This is a genomic window from Bacillus cereus group sp. Bce019 (genome assembly GCF_051781745.1).
Lineage (GTDB): Bacteria > Bacillota > Bacilli > Bacillales > Bacillaceae_G > Bacillus_A > Bacillus_A cereus.
On the sequence record NZ_JBPWJX010000001.1, the window covers coordinates 196564 to 215109 of the forward strand.

The window sequence follows — 18546 nt, forward strand, 5'->3', positions numbered from 1 at the left end:
GAACTGAGAAAATCCTTTAGTAAGGGATTATTTTATAACGAGGTGAATGGGGCATTGTTATCGGAATTATCGATTAGAAACTTTGCTATTATTGAAGCATTAAATATTTCTTTTCAAAAAGGTTTAACGGTTTTAAGCGGTGAAACAGGGGCCGGAAAATCGATTATTATTGATGCAATTAGTTTACTTGTAGGTGGCCGTGGGTCAGCAGAATTTGTTCGATATGGAACAGAAAAGGCTGAGATTGAAGGGCTATTTTATGTTGAAGATGAGAAGCATCCATGTATTGAAAAGGCAGAAGAGTTAGATATAGAAATAGAAGATGGCATGATTATTTTAAAGCGTGATATTGCTGCGAACGGGAAGAGTGTATGTCGTGTAAATGGGAAACTTGTTACACTTAGCGTATTAAAAGAAATTGGGAAAACACTTGTTGATATTCATGGACAGCACGAAACGCAAGATTTAATGAATGAAGAACGACATCTGTTTATGCTTGATCACTTTGATGGGGATCGAATCGTTAAACAATTAGACATATATCAAAACGTATACGCTGACTATGAAAAATTAAAAAAACAATTGAAATCGTTAAGTGAAAATGAGCAACAAATGGCACATCGCTTAGATTTAATTCAATTTCAGCATGAAGAAATTCGCAAGGCGGATTTAAAGATGGATGAAGAAAATGAATTAACTGAGGAACGATTGCAAATTTCTAATTTTGAAAAGATTTATAAAGCGTTAGGTGATGCATATCGTTCGTTAAGTGCCGACGGACAAGGGTTAGATAATGTAAGAAGTGCAATGGGGCAAATGGAAAGTATTACACATTTAGATGAAGTGTATCAGGAGAATCATGATTCAATTGCAAATAGCTATTACTTATTAGAAGAGGTTGCCTATCAACTGAGAGAAAAGCTCGACATGATGGAATATGATCCAAATCGTTTAGATGAAATCGAAACACGTTTGAATGAAATTCGTATGCTAAAGAGAAAATATGGAAATACTGTAGAAGAGATTTTAGCGTATGCTGATAAAATTGAACAGGAAATTTTTACGATTGAAAATAAAGACGTTCATATTGAAACGACGAAGAAACAGTTGAAGGAATTAGAAAGTGTTATTCTGAAAGAAGCAACGTTGTTAAGTAATATGCGTCATGAGCTTGCAGAACACCTTACAAATGCAATTCATCAGGAATTAAAAGAATTATATATGGAAAAAACGAAATTTGAAGTGAGAATTATGAAGAGAGAAGGAAATGCAGAAGAGCCCCTTGTGGAAGGTGCGCCGGTAAGACTTACGGCGGATGGTTACGATCATGTGGAATTTTATATTTCAACGAACCCAGGAGAGCCGCTAAAACCACTTTCAAAGGTTGCTTCTGGCGGAGAGTTATCTCGTATCATTTTAGCTTTAAAAAGCATTTTTTCTAAGCATCAAGGAGTTGCATCTGTTATTTTTGATGAAGTGGATACAGGTGTAAGTGGCCGGGTCGCACAGGCTATTGCGGAAAAAATTTATCGAGTATCAGTAAACTCGCAAGTACTTTGTATTACGCACTTACCTCAAGTAGCTTCAATGGCAGATTCACATTTATTTATTCGAAAACAAGTAGCGAATGATCGGACAATTACATCAGTTACTGTTTTAACTATGGAGGATAAAGTAACTGAAATAGCTCGAATGATTTCTGGTGTGGAAATCACAGATTTAACGACGGAGCATGCGAAAGAATTACTTACGCAAGCGCATCATTTTAAACAGACAGCAGAGGCTATCCAGTAATGGATAGCTTTTTTTCTCAAATGACGATTTCTTAATTCTTCCGGTTATAAATAAAGCACTGCAAGGAGAGATTAAAAAGTGAAGCCAAGAGGCTGAATGTGGGGTAGGAGCGAGGAGAGTGAACAAGTTGAAATTAGAAAAATTTCGAAAAATAATAGGTCTTTGTCTCCTTGTTTCTTTAGTTTTTATTGGATGTTTTAAACCGCTTCGAACGTTTATTTCATCACCGAAACAACTTGTTGTTTTTGAAGGACAACAATCAGAAATATCATCATTACCAGTTTTCAAAGCTTCATCCACAAATCGTCATGTATTTACAGTGAGTTCGAATGAACAAAAACAAGGACTTATGGTAAATTCTCATCAAAATGGTGAAGCTGATATGGTATTTCAGCTTGCTGGTTTTCCAGTGAAAAAAGTAAATGTGAAAGTGTTAAAAGATTTTAAAGTGATTCCAGGTGGACAATCAATTGGTGTGAAATTAAATACAAAAGGTGTACTTGTTGTAGGCCATCATTTAATTCAAACTGAAAAAGGTAAAATATCTCCTGGTGAAACAGCAGGTGTACAAATTGGAGATATGATTACTGAAATTAATGGTAAAACAATTGAAAGAATGAGTGATGTAGCACCGTTTATTCATAATAGTGGAGAAACAGGTGAACCGCTTAATCTTGTATTGTTAAGAGATGGAAAATATATTCGTACGAAGCTAACTCCACAAAAAGACAACGGTGAATCGTCTTATCGAATTGGCTTGTATATCCGTGATTCGGCAGCTGGAATTGGAACGATGACATTTGTTCATCCAGATTCTATGAAATATGGGGCACTTGGTCATGTTATTTCTGATAATGATACGAAAAAGCCGATTCAAGTCGAAGATGGACAAATTATGCGCTCGACAGTTACATCAATTGAAAGAGGTAGTCATGGGAATCCAGGGGAGAAATTAGCAAGATTCTCACCAGACCGTGAAGTGATTGGCAATATTACAATTAATAGTCCATATGGTATTTTTGGAAAATTAAATACGAATATGAAAAACGGTATAATGGATAAAGCAATGCCTATCGCATTATCTCATCAAGTAAAAGAAGGACCGGCAAAAATATTAACAGTTATTGATCAAGATAAAGTAGAAGCGTTTGATATTGAAGTCGTTAGTACAGTGCAGCAAAAATTCCCAGCCACAAAGGGTATGGTAATAAAAGTAACAGATAAACGTCTATTAGCGAAAACGGGCGGTATCGTACAAGGAATGAGCGGAAGTCCAATTGTACAAAATGGAAAAGTAATTGGTGCTGTTACACATGTATTTGTAAATGATCCAACATCAGGATATGGTGTTCATATTGAATGGATGTTACATCAAGCTGGAATTAATATTTATGATCAAGAGAAAAAAGCGAGCTAATATATATTATTAGCTCGCTTTTTCTGTTGAAAAATTCGTTGAAATTTTGTAAAAGCTCCGCAAGAGGTGTTTTTTGTTGTAAAATAAAAGGAAAGGGTTGAACGTTTCGTTGTATTTCTATGATGGAATGTGTTGCGAAAGGGAATAAATGAACGATAAACATATTTTTTTGTGATTTTATCGGAAAGTAAGAAACTTTAAAAGGGAATTTTCACACAATTGTCGAACAATTCATGTAGCCTAGAAGGATACACATGTCGGAGAATCGATTCGGTAAGGGAGGAAAAGCTGTGGAGAAAATTAAAGTATGTCTTGTGGATGATAATAAAGAACTAGTATCAATGTTAGAGAGCTATGTAGCCGCTCAAGATGATATGGAAGTAATCGGTACTGCTTATAATGGTCAAGAGTGTTTAAACTTATTAACAGATAAGCAACCTGATGTACTCGTTTTAGACATTATTATGCCACACTTAGATGGTTTAGCTGTATTGGAGAAAATGCGACATATTGAAAGGTTAAAACAGCCTAGCGTAATTATGTTGACAGCATTTGGCCAAGAAGATGTGACGAAAAAAGCAGTTGACTTAGGTGCCTCATATTTCATATTAAAACCATTTGATATGGAGAATTTAACGAGTCATATTCGTCAAGTGAGTGGTAAAGCAAACGCTATGATTAAACGTCCACTACCATCATTCCGATCAGCAACAACAGTAGATGGAAAACCGAAAAACTTAGATGCGAGTATTACGAGTATCATTCATGAAATTGGTGTACCCGCTCATATTAAAGGATATATGTATTTACGAGAAGCAATCTCCATGGTATACAACGATATCGAATTATTAGGATCGATTACGAAAGTATTGTATCCAGATATCGCAAAGAAATATAATACAACAGCAAGCCGTGTGGAGCGCGCAATTCGTCACGCGATTGAAGTAGCTTGGAGCCGTGGGAATATTGATTCTATTTCGTCCTTATTCGGTTATACAGTATCCATGTCAAAAGCAAAACCTACGAACTCTGAGTTTATCGCAATGGTTGCGGATAAGCTGAGACTTGAACATAAAGCTAGCTGAGAGTAGAAGTAGCAATGGGTTTTCGTTTTAGTAAAACCGATGTATGCTGGAACGCTATGCTCGATGTTAATTTTAAAGCCAATAAACTTTTTAATGAAAGACCAATGAATATTATAATTCGTTGGTCTTTTTATTTTGTTGGGAAAAAGAGATTATTTGATAGTGTGGAAAATAAAACCTATTTTCAGTAATATTACATGTAAGTGAGTTTTTTATAAGGCAATAAAATAGATATAGATAGGGAGAAGGGGAATGGAAAATAAAATTTCAACTTGGCTAGGAATAGTAGCAGCTATGGGAGTTCTTGCTATTGCAGTTACATTTGGAATGTTAGAACTTGCAGATAATTCAGTAGATAAAGAAGTGAGCGCTCAAATAGATAAAAAAGAAGACCAAATAATAGTAGATAGAGAGATGGATGGGGTCTTTGTTGATGTGTATGTTACTGAAAATTCTACTGAAAGCGAAGTCATTACAGCGATGCTTCGCATGACTCATCAAAAAGTGGTGGCAGAACGAAAATCAGGCTCTATCCCAATGATTCAAAGTAATGCTAAAAAATTAAAAGAAATTATAAATAAGAGTAGCTTTGCGAAGAAAAATGAACTTTTAGCAATTGCTGATAGATGGGCGAAAAAAGATTTTAGTAAAATTGTAGAAGATCACAATTATTTCTCGGATGCTCAAGAAGATAGCGTTTGTAAAGCAACTAGAGCAATGGATGCGTTAGAAGAGCAACATTATATTTTAACTACATTCGGGGAGGAAAAAGCGAAAGAACTGTACGAATCAGGGGATGCTCCGCACGTTCAATAAAAAACAATATAAAGGGCTTCTAGTTTTTTTATGATCGTGTTTTTAGGACGCAATGGGGACTTATAAATAAATGGTCTGCTTTCTTTATGACGTGTAACAAAAAAGAAAAGATGTGATTCATTATTAAATGATGAAGGAACGGCTAAATCACATCGTAGTACATCTGTTAAAGGATTTTAGTAGGAAAGGCATCCGTGATATAATAGAAAATAATAAAAAGTCCTGCAAAACAGGACTGTATTATTCTTCGTCTTTATTTTGTTTTTCTAATTCAACTAGCTTTTGAATTAAAATGTGCTGCGGCATATGCATGAGTTGTTCAAGTGGAACACCTAGTGCTTTTGATAAGCGGACTGCAGTATCTGGAGAGATTTGTAATGGTCTCATAGAAGTACCTCCTTTTTCGTATAGTATAGCATAAGATTGGGGGAGTGAGGATGACTCTTATATTTGCACATCGTGGTGCGGCTGGAACGTACCCAGAAAATACAATGATTTCATTTGAAGCGGCTGAGTCTTTTAGAGCGGATGGAATTGAACTTGATGTTCAATTAACGAAAGATGGAAAAGTTGTCGTCATTCATGATGAAACGGTGGACCGGACAACAAATGGAAAAGGCGCGGTTCGGAATTATGTATATGAGGACTTATGCAAGTTAGATGCAAGTTATAAATTTGGTGATAAAGTAGGTTTTTGTAAAATACCACTTTTAGAAGAGGTATTAGAATGGCTTGAACAAACGAGTTTGCTACTTAATATTGAACTTAAAAATAATAAAATTCCATACAGAGGTTTAGAGGAAGAAGTTATAACGCTTGTACGGAAATTTAGTCTAGAGGATCGCGTTGTATTTTCTTCGTTTAATCACTACAGTATGAAACGGTGCCATATGATGGCTCCTGATATTCAAACAGCAATTTTATATCGCGAAGGTTTGCATAGTCCGTGGGCATACGCGAAAAAAATGGGGGCTACAGCAGTACATCCGAATTATCGTTACCTTCAAGATGCTATTGCCGAACTAACGATGGAAAGTGGTGTAGAGGTTCGCCCTTATACAATTAATGAAGAAACGCTTATGCGTAAATATTTTGATATGAATATATCGGCGATTATTACTGATTACCCTGAAACGGCAAGAACGTTAATGCCAATAAAAAAATGAGACCGCGTGTAACGGTCTCATTTTTTTATTTATAAATAGTGGGGCATTCCTATCTTCTAAAGCGAGCTTGTACTTTATTTCGTTTACGGTCTCGGTGCAAGACGAAGCCACCGAAGATATAAAACCCGAGCCCGAAGCAGAGAGCGCCGATTAAAAATTGTAACCACAGTATAGAGATTGGTGGAAATAGAATCCCGAATACAGTATCTCTCATTAACTTTATACCAAACACAGCTAATGAAATAGGGATGAGTGCTAATAGTAGAGCAACGTAACGCTGCATACATAACGCTCCTTTTCAGATTATTTCGTATATTTTAATGATGTTATACGGAAAGGGGGTTTGTCAAGAGGGTGCTGAACGAGTAAGATAAGGGTGTGAAAAAATTTGCAGAGTTACTTCGAGAGGAAGTGGAATATATGAAACAAAAAGTATTAATTGTTGGTGCAGGTGAAGGCGGGAGCGCACTGCTGAATCTGTTACAAAGTTCGAATATATTTCAAATTATAGGGATTATTGATATAAATCCGTTGGCAAAAGGACTACAAATTGCTAAGGAATACGGGATTGCAATTGGAGAAAGTGTAACTCCATTTCTTTCTATGCATATCGATGTAATATTTGATATGACAGGTGAAGATGATGTGCATAAGGTTTTATTGGAAAAAAAGAAAAAAGACACTCTTCTTATACCAGGTGATATCGCAAAAATTGTTACAGGATTAGCGCATGAGAAGGAAGGGCTAATTGGGCGATTAGAGGAACAAACGCAACAAGGAGAATTAATTTTAAATTCTACACATGACGGCATGATCGTAATTGATCGAGAGGGACAAGTTCGTCTTTTTAATAAAAGTGCAGAGCGTATTATCGGATATAAAAAAGAAGAGGCGATAGGAAAATATATTTTAGAAGTCATTCCAACTAGTAAATTACTTCGCATTATACGTACGAAACAAATAGAAGTAAATTATGAACTAACATTAGAGAATGGAAAGAAAATTATTACAACGCGTATACCGATATTAAAAGAGGGCGGAGAGGTACAAGGGGCATTTGCAATTTTTAAAGATATAACAGAAGTTGTAGATTTAGCGGAAGAAGTTACAGATTTAAAGGAAATTCAAACACTATTAGAGGCAATTATTAACTCATCTGAAGAAGCAATTTCGGTTGTGGATGAAAAAGGAAGAGGTTTAGTCATTAACCCGGCATATACGAAATTAACGGGTTTAACAGAAGAAGATATTATTGGGAAGCCTGCTACAACTGATATTGTAGAAGGCGAAAGTATGCATATGAAAGTACTTCGAACGCGTCGTGCGGTGCGCGGAATACATATGAAGATTGGGCAAAAAAAGCGCGATGTAATTGTAAACGTGGCACCAGTCATTGTGGATGGAATATTGAAAGGAAGCGTCGGCGTTATCCGTGACGTGTCGGAAATTCAAAAGTTAACAAATGAATTGAATAGAGCAAGGCAAATTATTCGCACATTAGAAGCGAAATATTCATTTGATGATATTGTCGGGAATTCAGATGAAACAACGGCAGCTATCGAACAGGCGAAGCTAGGAGCAAATACACCAGCAACAGTACTGTTACGCGGTGAATCTGGGACTGGTAAAGAATTGTTTGCACATGCAATCCATAATGGAAGTAATCGAAAATACAATAAGTTCGTCCGTGTAAACTGTGCGGCCATTTCGGAGACGTTGTTAGAAAGTGAATTATTTGGTTATGAGGAAGGGGCGTTTTCTGGAGCGAAAAGAGGCGGGAAACGTGGGTTCTTTGAGGAAGCAAATAACGGTAGTATTTTTTTAGATGAAATAGGGGAGTTGTCTGCAAATACACAAGCGAAACTCCTTCGTGTACTGCAGGAAAAAGAAATTGTAAAAGTTGGTGGAACGAAAGCGATACCTATTAATGTTCGAGTAATTGCAGCGACGCATGTGAATTTAGAAAAGGCTATTCTAGAAGGGAAGTTTAGGGAGGATTTATATTATCGATTAAATAAAATCCCAATTCAAATTCCATCTCTTCGTCAACGTAAAGGAGATATACCGACAATTGCGGACAGATTGATTCAAAAAATTAATCAAGATTACGGTCGTAATGTAGAAGGGCTCACTGATTCAGCCATTTTATATTTACAATCATACGAATGGCCAGGGAATGTGAGGGAACTTGAAAATATTCTGGGAAGAGCTATTATCTTTATGAATTATAACGAGACCTATATTGATGTACACCATTTACCGCCATTACATAACGAAGAGCAGGTGGAGTCAAAGCAATCTCATTTATTACCTGAATTAGAAGAAAAGCCACTTGAACATTTAGTGACAGAGTTTGAAGGGAATATTATTCATGAATATTTGGAGAGATTTGATGGGAATAAAACGCAAACTGCAAAAGCGTTAGGAATTTCCGTTCGAAATTTATATTACAAGCTAGAAAAGTATGACCATGCAAAAAATAGCATGCAATAAATTGCGTACCGTGCAATTTATTGCATGGTATACAAAAAGCGACAAAATAAGACAGAATATTTTGTTATTTTCCAAAGTATTGATTTTACTGCATTTTGAATGCGTTTTCATTATTGGTAAGACCACTTTTAAAAGTTGGCACGGTATTTGCTTTATAAATAGACGAGGGACGACGGAAAGGGTTGATTACAAAATATGAAGTTAGAATACTTAATTGATCAAGCAGCAGGGCAGCCTAAAAAAACTGTGGCTGTAGCAGTAGCTGAAGATCATGAAGTAATTGAAGCTGTAGCGAAAGCAATTAAATTACAGCTAGCTCAATTTCGTCTATATGGAAATCAAGAAAAAATAATGGGGATGCTACAAGAACATGGTTTACAAACTTCAGAACATGTTGAAGTGATTGCAGCAATGTCTAGTGCAGAGGCTGCAGAACTTTCTGTTAAAGCTGTGAGAAATGGTGAAGCAGACGTGCTTATGAAGGGGAACATCCCAACAGCGAATATTTTGAAGGCTGTGTTAAACAAAGAGTGGGGCCTACGTAAAGGTAGCGTACTTTCACATGTAGCGGCATTTGAAGTTCCAAATTACAATCGTCTTATTTTCGTTACAGATGCAGCGATGAACATCGCACCTGATGTAACACAAAAAGCTGCTATTATACAAAATACTGTAGAAGTTGCCCAGGCAATAGGAATCGACTTGCCAAAAGTGGCACCAATTGCAGCAGTAGAAGTTGTGAATCCAGCGATGCAGGCGACAATTGATGCAGCGATGTTAACACAAATGAATCGCCGCGGACAAATTAAAGATTGTATCGTTGATGGACCACTTGCTTTAGATAATGCAGTATCACAAATTGCAGCAGAGCATAAAGGCATAGTAAGTGATGTAGCAGGTAAGGCAGATATTTTACTCGTCCCAACGATTGAAGCTGGAAATGTGCTATATAAATCACTCGTATACTTTGCGGATGCAAAAGTAGGAGCAATGATTGCTGGCGCAAAAGCACCGATTGTTTTAACATCTCGTGCTGATTCAGCAGAAACAAAAGTATATTCATTAGCATTGGCAGTTGCGACTGCTTCAAAATAAACCAAAAAGGGTAAAACATTAGGGGGAAACGACAATGACATTAGAAATCTTCGAATACTTAGAAAAATATGATTATGAGCAAGTAGTATTTTGTCAAGATAAAGAATCTGGTTTAAAAGCAATTATTGCAATTCATGATACAACACTTGGACCGGCTCTTGGTGGAACAAGAATGTGGACATATGATTCTGAAGAAGCGGCGATTGAAGATGCATTGCGTCTTGCAAAAGGGATGACATACAAAAACGCAGCAGCTGGTTTAAACTTAGGTGGTGCGAAAACAGTAATTATCGGTGATCCTCGTAAAGATAAGAGCGAAGCAATGTTCCGTGCACTAGGACGTTATATCCAAGGACTAAACGGACGTTACATTACAGCTGAAGATGTTGGTACAACAGTAGATGATATGGATATTATCCACGAAGAAACTGACTTTGTAACAGGTATCTCACCATCATTCGGTTCTTCTGGTAACCCATCTCCAGTAACTGCATACGGTGTTTACCGTGGTATGAAAGCAGCTGCGAAAGAAGCTTTCGGCACTGACAATTTAGAAGGAAAAGTAATTGCTGTTCAAGGCGTTGGTAACGTAGCATATCACCTATGCAAACATTTACACGCTGAAGGAGCAAAATTAATCGTTACAGATATTAATAAAGAAGCTGTACAACGTGCTGTAGAAGAATTCGGTGCGTCAGCAGTTGAACCAAATGAAATTTACGGTGTTGAATGTGATATTTACGCACCATGTGCACTAGGCGCAACAGTTAATGATGAAACTATTCCACAACTTAAAGCAAAAGTAATCGCAGGTTCTGCAAATAACCAACTAAAAGAAGATCGTCATGGTGACATCATTCATGAAATGGGTATTGTATACGCACCAGATTATGTAATTAATGCAGGTGGCGTAATTAACGTAGCAGACGAATTATATGGATACAATAGAGAACGTGCACTAAAACGTGTTGAGTCTATTTATGACACGATTGCAAAAGTAATCGAAATTTCAAAACGCGATGGCATAGCAACTTATGTAGCGGCAGATCGTCTAGCTGAAGAGCGCATTGCAAGCTTGAAAAATTCTCGAAGCACTTACTTACGCAACGGTCACGATATTATTAGCCGTCGCTAATCATTCATATATAACTTTTACAAAAGGTGTGGTTACCTCTTATGAGGTTTCCACTTCCTTTTGAATTTATTAGTGGAGGTAGCAACATTGTCTGTAAATCGAATTCTTGTTATTAACCCAGGTAGTACATCCACAAAAATTGGTGTTTTTGATAATGAAAGACCCGTTCTAGAAGAAACGATTCGTCATGACGTAGAACAGATTGGGAAATATAAGAGAATTATCGACCAATATGAGTTTCGAAAAGAAACGATTTTAGAAGTTCTACATTCTCATGGTATTAACATTTCAAAATTAAACGCTGTTTGTGGGCGTGGTGGATTACTTCGTCCAATCGAAGGCGGTACGTATACAGTAAACGATGCGATGCTAGAAGATTTGAAAAATGGCTTTAGCGGTCATCACGCTTCAAACCTTGGAGGCATTTTAGCATATGAAATTGCTTCTGGATTAAACATTCCTGCATTCATTGTGGATCCTGTCGTTGTAGATGAGATGGAGCCGGTTGCTCGTATAAGTGGTATTGCTGGTATGGAACGCAAAAGTATCTTCCATGCATTAAATCAAAAAGCAGTTGCTCGTAAAGTAGCTGAACAGTTAAATCACAAATACGAGGATTTAAATTTATTAGTTACACATATGGGCGGTGGTATTACAGTTGGTGCTCATAAAAAAGGAAGAGTAATCGATGTGAATAACGGTTTAAACGGAGAAGGACCATTTAGTCCAGAGCGTGCTGGTACAGTACCAGTAGGGCAACTAGTAGAAATGTGTTTCTCGGGTGAGTATTACCGAGATGAAATGATTAAAAAGCTTGTCGGACAAGGTGGACTTGTAAGTTTAATCGGTACAAATGATGCGATTAAAGTAGAGAAAATGGTTGAAAAAGGTGATCCTGAAGCAACTCTTATTTATAAAGCGATGGCATATCAAGTTGCAAAAGAGATTGGCGGAGCTAGCGCTGTACTTCACGGGAAAATCGATGCAATCGTATTAACTGGTGGACTGGCATACAGTAAAATTCTTGTCGATGAAATAAAAGAGCGAGTGGACTGGATTGCAGATGTTATCGTACATCCAGGCGAAGATGAGTTAGAAGCGTTAGCAGAAGGAGCACTTCGTGTATTACGTGAAGAAGAAGCTCCAAAAGAATACGTTGTACGTGAAAAAGAAACGGTAGCTAGGGGTTGAGATAATGGCAAAAGAATATGATTTAGTCATCGTTGGCGGCGGTACTGGTGGATATGTTGCTGCAATTCGTGCATCACAACTAGGGTTAAAAACTGCACTAGTCGAAAAAGAAAATCTTGGTGGTACTTGTTTACACAAAGGATGTATTCCTAGTAAAGCTCTTTTACGTAGTGCGGAAGTATATGCAACTGCTAAAAAAAGCGAAGAGTTCGGAGTTATTGCGAGCAATGTAGAACTAAACTTTGCGAAAGTACAAGAGCGTAAAGAGAAGATAGTAACGCAGCTTCATAAAGGCGTTCAACATTTAATGAAACAAGGTAAAATTGATGTGTTTGAAGGTATTGGCCGTATTCTTGGCCCATCTATTTTCTCTCCGATGCCAGGGACAATTTCAGTTGAACTTGCAAGTGGAGAAGAGAATGAAATGTTAATTCCAAAAAATGTACTTATTGCAACAGGTTCTCGTCCAAATTCATTACCAGGTTTAGAATTAGACGGAGAGTACGTAATGTCTTCAGATCATGCTCTAAAAATGGAAACGCTTCCTAGTTCGATTATTATCGTTGGTGGCGGTGTAATCGGTATTGAGTGGGCATCTATGCTTGCTGACTTCGGTGTAGAAGTTACAGTATTAGAGTATGCGAAAACGATATTACCACTAGAAGATCAAGACGTTTCAAAAGAAATGCAACGTCTATTCAAGAAAAAAGGTATTAAAGTGGTAACTGGTGCAAAAGTATTACCAGAAACATTGGTAAAAGATAATGGAGTAACAATCCAAGCTGAACACAATGGTGAAAATAAAGAATTTAAAGCAGAAAAAATGCTTGTATCTGTAGGAAGACAAGCGAATACGCAAAATATTGGCTTAGAGAACACAGATATCGTTGTGGAAAAAGGATACATTCAAACAAATGAGTTTTATCAAACGAAAGAATCGCATATTTACGCAATTGGAGATGTAATCGGTGGCCTGCAACTTGCTCACGTTGCTTCTCATGAAGGAATTGCTGCAGTAGAACATATTGCAGGGAAAGAAGTTACACCAATTGATTACTCTATGGTATCAAAATGCGTATATAGCAGTCCAGAAGTTGCTTCTGTCGGTTTAACAGAACAAGAAGCAAAAGAAAAAGGCTATAAGTTAAAAGTAGGTAAGTTCTCATTCCGCGCAATCGGAAAAGCACTTGTATACGGAGAATCAGATGGTTTCGTAAAACTTGTAGTTGATGAAGAGACAAATGACATTCTTGGTGTTCATATGATTGGACCACATGTAACAGATATGATTTCTGAAGCTGGTCTTGCAAGAGTACTTGATGCAACACCTTGGGAAGTAGCACATACAATTCATCCGCATCCATCATTATCTGAGGCGATTGGTGAAGCAGCACTTGCTGTAGATGGAAGAGCGTTACACGCATAAAAATGTGGATTTAGGAGGTTATGAAAAATGGCAGAAGTAAAAGAAAAGCGCCATGAAGAGCTTGGCTTAAGTGATGAGCAAGTATTAGAAATGTTCCGTACGATGTTACTTGCACGTAAAATCGACGAACGTATGTGGTTATTAAACCGTGCTGGTAAAATTCCATTCGTAATTTCTTGTCAAGGACAAGAGGCTGCACAAGTTGGAGCGGCGTTCGCTCTTGATAGAGAGAAAGATTATGCATTACCATACTACCGTGATATGGGTGTTGTACTAGCATTTGGTATGACAGCTAAAGAGCTTATGTTGTCTGCTTTCGCGAAAGCTGGAGATCCAAACTCTGGTGGTCGTCAAATGCCTGGTCACTTCGGTCAAAAGAAAAATCGTATTGTTACAGGTTCATCTCCAGTAACAACGCAAGTACCACATGCAGTTGGTATTGCATTAGCTGGAAAAATGGAGAAGAAAGATTTAGTAACGTTCGTTACATTTGGAGAAGGTTCTTCAAACCAAGGTGACTTCCATGAAGGGGCAAACTTTGCTGGTGTACACAAACTACCTGTTATTTTTATGTGTGAAAATAACAAATATGCAATCTCTATTCCAGTTGAAAAACAATTAGCATGTAAAAACGTATCAGATCGTGCAATTGGTTATGGTATGCCTGGATATACAATAGACGGAAACGATCCGCTTGCAGTATATAAAGCTGTAAAAGAAGCAGCAGATCGCGGTCGTCGTGGTGAAGGCCCAACTTTAATTGAAACAGTATCATATCGTTTAACAGCACATTCTAGTGACGATGATGATCGTGTTTATCGTGATAAAGAAGAAGTAGAAGAAGCAAAGAAAAAAGATTCAATTATAACATTCGCGGCTTATTTAAAAGAAGCTGGTGTATTAACTGAGGAATCGGAAAAACAAATGTTAGACGAAATTATGCATATCGTAAATGAAGCAACAGAATATGCAGAAAATGCTCCGTATGCAGCACCTGAAGATGCATTGAAGCACGTATACGCAGAATAGGGGGGAACGTTTCATGGCTGTAATGTCTTATATTGATGCTATTACATTAGCAATGCGCGAAGAAATGGAACGCGATGAGAAAGTATTCGTTTTAGGAGAAGATGTTGGTAAAAAAGGTGGCGTGTTTAAAGCGACACACGGTTTGTATGATCAATTTGGTGAAGATCGTGCGCTTGATGCACCGCTTGCAGAATCTGCAATTGCTGGGGTAGCAATTGGTGCGGCAATGTATGGTATGCGTCCAATCGCTGAAATGCAGTTTGCTGATTTCATCATGCCAGCAGTAAACCAAATTGTTTCTGAGGCAGCAAAAATTCGCTATCGTTCTAATAATGATTGGACTTGTCCAGTTACAATTCGTGCACCATTTGGCGGGGGTGTTCACGGTGCATTGTATCATTCACAATCTGTAGAAGCGATGTTTGCAAACCAACCAGGTTTAAAAATCGTTATCCCTTCTACACCATATGATGCAAAAGGCTTATTAAAAGCAGCCATTCGTGATGAAGATCCAGTATTATTCTTCGAACATAAACGTGCATATCGTTTAATTAAAGGTGAAGTGCCGGAGGATGACTACGTATTACCAATCGGAAAAGCAGATGTAAAACGTGAAGGTGATGATATTACAGTTATCACGTACGGATTATGTGTTCATTTTGCTCTTCAAGCGGCTGAAAAGTTAGCACAAGATGGCATCTCTGCACACATTCTTGATTTACGTACTGTATATCCATTAGATAAAGAAGCAATCATTGAAGCAGCTTCTAAAACAGGTAAAGTTCTTCTTGTAACAGAAGACAATAAAGAAGGAAGCATTATGAGTGAAGTGGCAGCAATTATTGCTGAAAACTGTCTATTTGATTTAGATGCGCCAATCGCACGTCTTGCAGGTCCAGACGTTCCAGCAATGCCATATGCACCAACAATGGAAAAATTCTTTATGGTAAATCCAGATAAAGTTGAAAAAGCAATGCGTGAACTTGCGGAATTTTAATCGGGGGGACTATACATGGCTGTAGAAAATATTACAATGCCTCAGCTCGGGGAGAGCGTTACAGAGGGCACAATTAGTAAATGGCTCGTTAATGTTGGCGATCACGTAAACAAGTATGATCCGCTTGCAGAAGTAATGACTGATAAAGTAAATGCTGAAGTACCATCTTCTTTCACGGGGATTGTAAAAGAGTTAATCGCTGGTGAAGGTGATACGTTAGCTGTAGGTGAAGTAGTTTGTGTGATTCAAGTAGAAGGCGCAGATGAAGTAGCAGCAACAGCTGTTGAGGAAAAAACGAAAGAAGAACCAAAGGCAGAAGTAGCTACGTCTGAAAAAGCACCGAAAGTAAAACAACCAACTGATGGAAAACCACGTTTTTCACCAGCTGTGTTAAAACTTGCGGGTGAGCATAACGTTGATTTAGATCTAGTAGAAGGTACGGGAGCAAACGGCCGTATCACTCGTAAAGATATTTTAAAGCTAGTGGAATCTGGAAATATTCCGCAAGCAGGTGCGGCGAAGAAAGAGGAAGCTGTAGCGGCAGTAGTAGAAGCTCGCCCAGAAGCACCAAAAGCAGCACCAGTAGCGCAAAAAGTAGAAGCTGCGAAACCAGTTTCTGTACCTACAATGCCTGGAGATATCGAAATTCCAGTAACAGGTGTGCGTAAAGCAATCGCAGCAAACATGTTACGTAGTAAACATGAAGCACCACATGCTTGGATGATGATTGAAGTAGATGTGACAAACCTTGTGTCATACCGTAACTCAATTAAAGGTGACTTCAAGAAGCGTGAAGGCTTTAACTTAACATTCTTTGCTTTCTTCGTAAAAGCAGTAGCACAAGCATTAAAAGAGTATCCTCAAATTAATTCAATGTGGGCTGGCGATAAAATTGTTCAGAAGAAAGATATTAACCTTTCTATCGCTGTTGCAACAGAGGAAGAACTATTTGTACCAGTAATTAAGCAAGCGGACGAGAAAACAATTAAAGGTATCGCTCGTGAAATTACGGAACTTGCAGGAAAAGTACGTACGAAATCGTTAAAAGCAGACGAAATGCAAGGTGGAACATTTACAATTAATAACACAGGATCATTCGGTTCTGTTCAATCTATGGGTATTATTAATTACCCACAAGCGGCTATTTTACAAGTTGAATCAATTGTAAAGCGCCCAGTAATTATGGATAATGGTATGTTCGGTGCTCGTGACATGGTTAACTTATGTTTATCACTTGATCACCGAGTACTTGATGGTTTAATTTGTGGTAAGTTCTTAGGGCGTGTTAAAGAAATTTTAGAAAACATGTCAGAAAATAATACATCTGTATATTAATAAAAAGCTCGCTTATGCGAGCTTTTTATTATCTTATTTCTTCATCTACATCCTACTATATGTATAAATACCTTTCCCAGTAATCTTACAATAAATGATTATGTATTAGGAATTTACGAAAATACATTGCTGATATATGGTATATGGATATAAAATAAGAAAAGAATAATTTTTTTGGCAAATCTTACTGATGAAACTGTAGTATAATATATTGTATTGTATGAAAAAGAGAGTTATTCTATATAAGTGTTTTATAGATAATGTGTAATCAGTCGTCAAAACATGAAGAATGTTGACTCCTGGTTTTTTATTTTTGCCGTAACAATGTTTCAGGAGGATGTCATGAAAAGAAGTACCGAGTTTCTAAAAAGTTTAGATGTAAAATTAATTTTAATTTTGTGTGCACTATGTGTGACGAGTATAGCTGCTATATATAGCAGTCAGCAAACGGGACAGTATGGAGCTGCAAACTTTGCTATGAAACAAGGTGTTAACTACATAATTGGGGTTGTATTGTTACTTCTTGTTGCAAGCATTGATTTAGATCAGTTACAAAAATTATCTTGGCCGCTTTATATTGCTGGGTTTGCTTCACTTATTCTTTTGAAAGTATTACCACCATCAGGTTTTACACCTGAAAAATTAGGTGCAAAAAGATGGTTTGTTTTCCCAGTATTTGGACAAATTCAGCCGTCTGAGTTTTTCAAAATTGCATTGCTACTTGTAGTAGCGAGTATAGCAGTAAAACATAATGCACAGTATATGGCAAGGACATTCCAAACAGATTTAAAGCTAGTAGGTAAAATTATGCTAGTGTCACTTCCACCTATGGCGGTTGTATATAGTCAACCTGATACAGGTATGGTGTTCTTATATGCTGCTGCTATTGCATGTATTTTATTTATGTCAGGTATTCAAAAGAAATTGATAGCATTATGTACAGTTATTCCGTTGACCATATTATCTGCTTTAATATTTATTTTCTTTAAGTATCAAGATTTTTTCTATAATAATTTAGTTACTTTACTAAAACCTCACCAACAGTCGCGTATTGTAGGTTGGTTAAATCCATTTGAAAATGCAGATCAAGGTTATCAAACGCAACAATCGATTTTAGCTGTAGGTAGTGGAGGAATGGAAGGTAAAGGGTTTGGGGGAGGAAGCGTCTATATCCCAGAGAAGCATACTGACTTTATTTTCGCTACAATTGCCGAAGAAGGTGGATTTATCGTAGCAGCCTTAGTTGTCTTCTTGTTCCTATTACTACTATATCGAACAATTATTATTGGTTATTCCGCTGATAATTTATTTGGTACATTATTATGCGCTGGATCGATCGGTATATTAACAGTTCAAATATTCCAAAACATCGGTATGATCGTTGGATTAATGCCTGTAAAAGGTATTGCATTACCTTTCTTATCGTATGGGGGAAGTTCCTTATTCTCGAATATGATTATGATGGGGCTCATACTATCGGTACGGAAAACTTATAAAAAATATATGTTTTCAGTTAAGTAAAAAAAGCTGGTTCGTTTTTAAACGAACCAGCTTTTTTACATATATG

General features: G+C 37.2%; 16 protein-coding genes. 14 read left to right on the forward strand and 2 right to left on the reverse strand.

Going from position 1 to position 18546, the window contains the following annotated elements; translation table 11 throughout:
• Nucleotides 1–54 precede the first annotated feature (54 nt).
• The 4 genes from recN to ACS2QP_RS01150 all read left to right on the forward strand — a co-directional run bounded on the left by recN (nt 55) and on the right by ACS2QP_RS01150 (nt 5112).
• Entirely contained in the window at nt 55–1794 is a 1740-nt protein-coding gene (recN, locus tag ACS2QP_RS01135) for a DNA repair protein RecN (RefSeq protein ID WP_113303288.1), read from the forward strand.
• A 118-nt stretch (nt 1795–1912) separates the two neighbouring features.
• Nucleotides 1913–3211 (forward strand): SpoIVB peptidase, encoded by a 1299-nt coding sequence (spoIVB, locus tag ACS2QP_RS01140; protein ID WP_002000940.1) that lies wholly within the window; start codon nt 1913–1915, stop codon nt 3209–3211.
• Between the two features lie 290 nt (nt 3212–3501).
• Nucleotides 3502–4296 carry a sporulation transcription factor Spo0A gene (gene spo0A / locus ACS2QP_RS01145; protein ID WP_011110369.1) on the forward strand — a complete coding sequence of 265 codons (795 nt, stop codon included), beginning with the start codon at nt 3502–3504 and terminating at the stop codon, nt 4294–4296.
• A 252-nt stretch (nt 4297–4548) separates the two neighbouring features.
• On the forward strand, nt 4549–5112 hold the full coding sequence (locus ACS2QP_RS01150) for a PRK06770 family protein (RefSeq protein ID WP_438882102.1): 564 nt from the start codon (nt 4549–4551) through the stop codon (nt 5110–5112).
• Between the two features lie 240 nt (nt 5113–5352).
• Here ACS2QP_RS01150 and ACS2QP_RS01155 read toward each other — a convergent pair whose 3' ends face one another.
• Nucleotides 5353–5499, reverse strand: coding sequence for a YycC family protein (locus tag ACS2QP_RS01155; protein ID WP_001247671.1), 147 nt, complete (start codon nt 5497–5499; stop codon nt 5353–5355).
• Nucleotides 5500–5549: 50 nt separating this feature from the next.
• Here ACS2QP_RS01155 and ACS2QP_RS01160 point away from each other — a divergent pair, with 50 nt between their 5' ends.
• A complete protein-coding gene (locus tag ACS2QP_RS01160) occupies nt 5550–6278 on the forward strand; it encodes a glycerophosphodiester phosphodiesterase (protein ID WP_061457699.1) in 729 nt (242 codons plus the stop codon).
• Between the two features lie 49 nt (nt 6279–6327).
• Here ACS2QP_RS01160 and ACS2QP_RS01165 read toward each other — a convergent pair whose 3' ends face one another.
• Nucleotides 6328–6561 carry a DUF2627 domain-containing protein gene (locus ACS2QP_RS01165; protein ID WP_001190211.1) on the reverse strand — a complete coding sequence of 78 codons (234 nt, stop codon included), beginning with the start codon at nt 6559–6561 and terminating at the stop codon, nt 6328–6330.
• A 137-nt stretch (nt 6562–6698) separates the two neighbouring features.
• Here ACS2QP_RS01165 and ACS2QP_RS01170 point away from each other — a divergent pair, with 137 nt between their 5' ends.
• The 9 genes from ACS2QP_RS01170 (at nt 6699) to ACS2QP_RS01210 (ending at nt 18500) form a co-directional block, all read left to right on the forward strand.
• Nucleotides 6699–8771, forward strand: a complete 2073-nt coding sequence (locus tag ACS2QP_RS01170) for a sigma-54 interaction domain-containing protein (RefSeq protein WP_033666632.1) — start codon at nt 6699–6701, stop codon at nt 8769–8771.
• A gap of 195 nt (nt 8772–8966) precedes the next feature.
• Complete coding sequence (yqiS, locus tag ACS2QP_RS01175; RefSeq protein WP_086386153.1) at nt 8967–9866, forward strand: phosphate butyryltransferase; 900 nt, start codon at nt 8967–8969, stop codon at nt 9864–9866.
• 34 nt (nt 9867–9900) lie between these two features.
• Entirely contained in the window at nt 9901–11001 is a 1101-nt protein-coding gene (locus ACS2QP_RS01180) for a leucine dehydrogenase (protein WP_000171355.1), read from the forward strand.
• An 87-nt stretch (nt 11002–11088) separates the two neighbouring features.
• Entirely contained in the window at nt 11089–12192 is a 1104-nt protein-coding gene (buk, locus tag ACS2QP_RS01185) for a butyrate kinase (protein ID WP_000115780.1), read from the forward strand.
• A 4-nt stretch (nt 12193–12196) separates the two neighbouring features.
• The gene (gene lpdA, locus ACS2QP_RS01190; RefSeq protein WP_001051289.1) at nt 12197–13618 is read left to right on the forward strand and encodes a dihydrolipoyl dehydrogenase; all 1422 of its coding nucleotides are present in this window, start codon (nt 12197–12199) and stop codon (nt 13616–13618) included.
• A 27-nt stretch (nt 13619–13645) separates the two neighbouring features.
• The gene (bfmBAA, locus tag ACS2QP_RS01195; RefSeq protein ID WP_000852551.1) at nt 13646–14647 is read left to right on the forward strand and encodes a 3-methyl-2-oxobutanoate dehydrogenase subunit alpha; all 1002 of its coding nucleotides are present in this window, start codon (nt 13646–13648) and stop codon (nt 14645–14647) included.
• A 13-nt stretch (nt 14648–14660) separates the two neighbouring features.
• The gene (gene bfmBAB, locus ACS2QP_RS01200; RefSeq protein WP_000290071.1) at nt 14661–15644 is read left to right on the forward strand and encodes a 3-methyl-2-oxobutanoate dehydrogenase subunit beta; all 984 of its coding nucleotides are present in this window, start codon (nt 14661–14663) and stop codon (nt 15642–15644) included.
• Between the two features lie 15 nt (nt 15645–15659).
• Nucleotides 15660–16979: a dihydrolipoamide acetyltransferase family protein gene (locus ACS2QP_RS01205; protein WP_000257660.1), complete on the forward strand. Its 1320-nt coding sequence runs from the start codon at nt 15660–15662 to the stop codon at nt 16977–16979.
• Nucleotides 16980–17321: 342 nt separating this feature from the next.
• On the forward strand, nt 17322–18500 hold the full coding sequence (locus ACS2QP_RS01210; protein WP_000831181.1) for an FtsW/RodA/SpoVE family cell cycle protein: 1179 nt from the start codon (nt 17322–17324) through the stop codon (nt 18498–18500).
• The last annotated feature ends 46 nt before the right edge of the window (nt 18501–18546 follow it).

What these genes read in the sequence shown, in the direction of transcription:
- ACS2QP_RS01150 (WP_438882102.1), top strand. Translation starts at nt 4,549, where the DNA reads ATGGAAAATAAAATTTCAACTTGGCTAGGAATAGTAGCAGCTATGGGA.
- ACS2QP_RS01155 (WP_001247671.1), bottom strand. Translation starts at nt 5,499, where the DNA reads ATGAGACCATTACAAATCTCTCCAGATACTGCAGTCCGCTTATCAAAA.
- ACS2QP_RS01160 (WP_061457699.1), top strand. Translation starts at nt 5,550, where the DNA reads ATGACTCTTATATTTGCACATCGTGGTGCGGCTGGAACGTACCCAGAA.
- ACS2QP_RS01165 (WP_001190211.1), bottom strand. Translation starts at nt 6,561, where the DNA reads ATGCAGCGTTACGTTGCTCTACTATTAGCACTCATCCCTATTTCATTA.
- ACS2QP_RS01170 (WP_033666632.1), top strand. Translation starts at nt 6,699, where the DNA reads ATGAAACAAAAAGTATTAATTGTTGGTGCAGGTGAAGGCGGGAGCGCA.
- yqiS (WP_086386153.1), top strand. Translation starts at nt 8,967, where the DNA reads ATGAAGTTAGAATACTTAATTGATCAAGCAGCAGGGCAGCCTAAAAAA.
- ACS2QP_RS01180 (WP_000171355.1), top strand. Translation starts at nt 9,901, where the DNA reads ATGACATTAGAAATCTTCGAATACTTAGAAAAATATGATTATGAGCAA.
- lpdA (WP_001051289.1), top strand. Translation starts at nt 12,197, where the DNA reads ATGGCAAAAGAATATGATTTAGTCATCGTTGGCGGCGGTACTGGTGGA.
- bfmBAA (WP_000852551.1), top strand. Translation starts at nt 13,646, where the DNA reads ATGGCAGAAGTAAAAGAAAAGCGCCATGAAGAGCTTGGCTTAAGTGAT.
- bfmBAB (WP_000290071.1), top strand. Translation starts at nt 14,661, where the DNA reads ATGGCTGTAATGTCTTATATTGATGCTATTACATTAGCAATGCGCGAA.
- ACS2QP_RS01205 (WP_000257660.1), top strand. Translation starts at nt 15,660, where the DNA reads ATGGCTGTAGAAAATATTACAATGCCTCAGCTCGGGGAGAGCGTTACA.
- ACS2QP_RS01210 (WP_000831181.1), top strand. Translation starts at nt 17,322, where the DNA reads ATGAAAAGAAGTACCGAGTTTCTAAAAAGTTTAGATGTAAAATTAATT.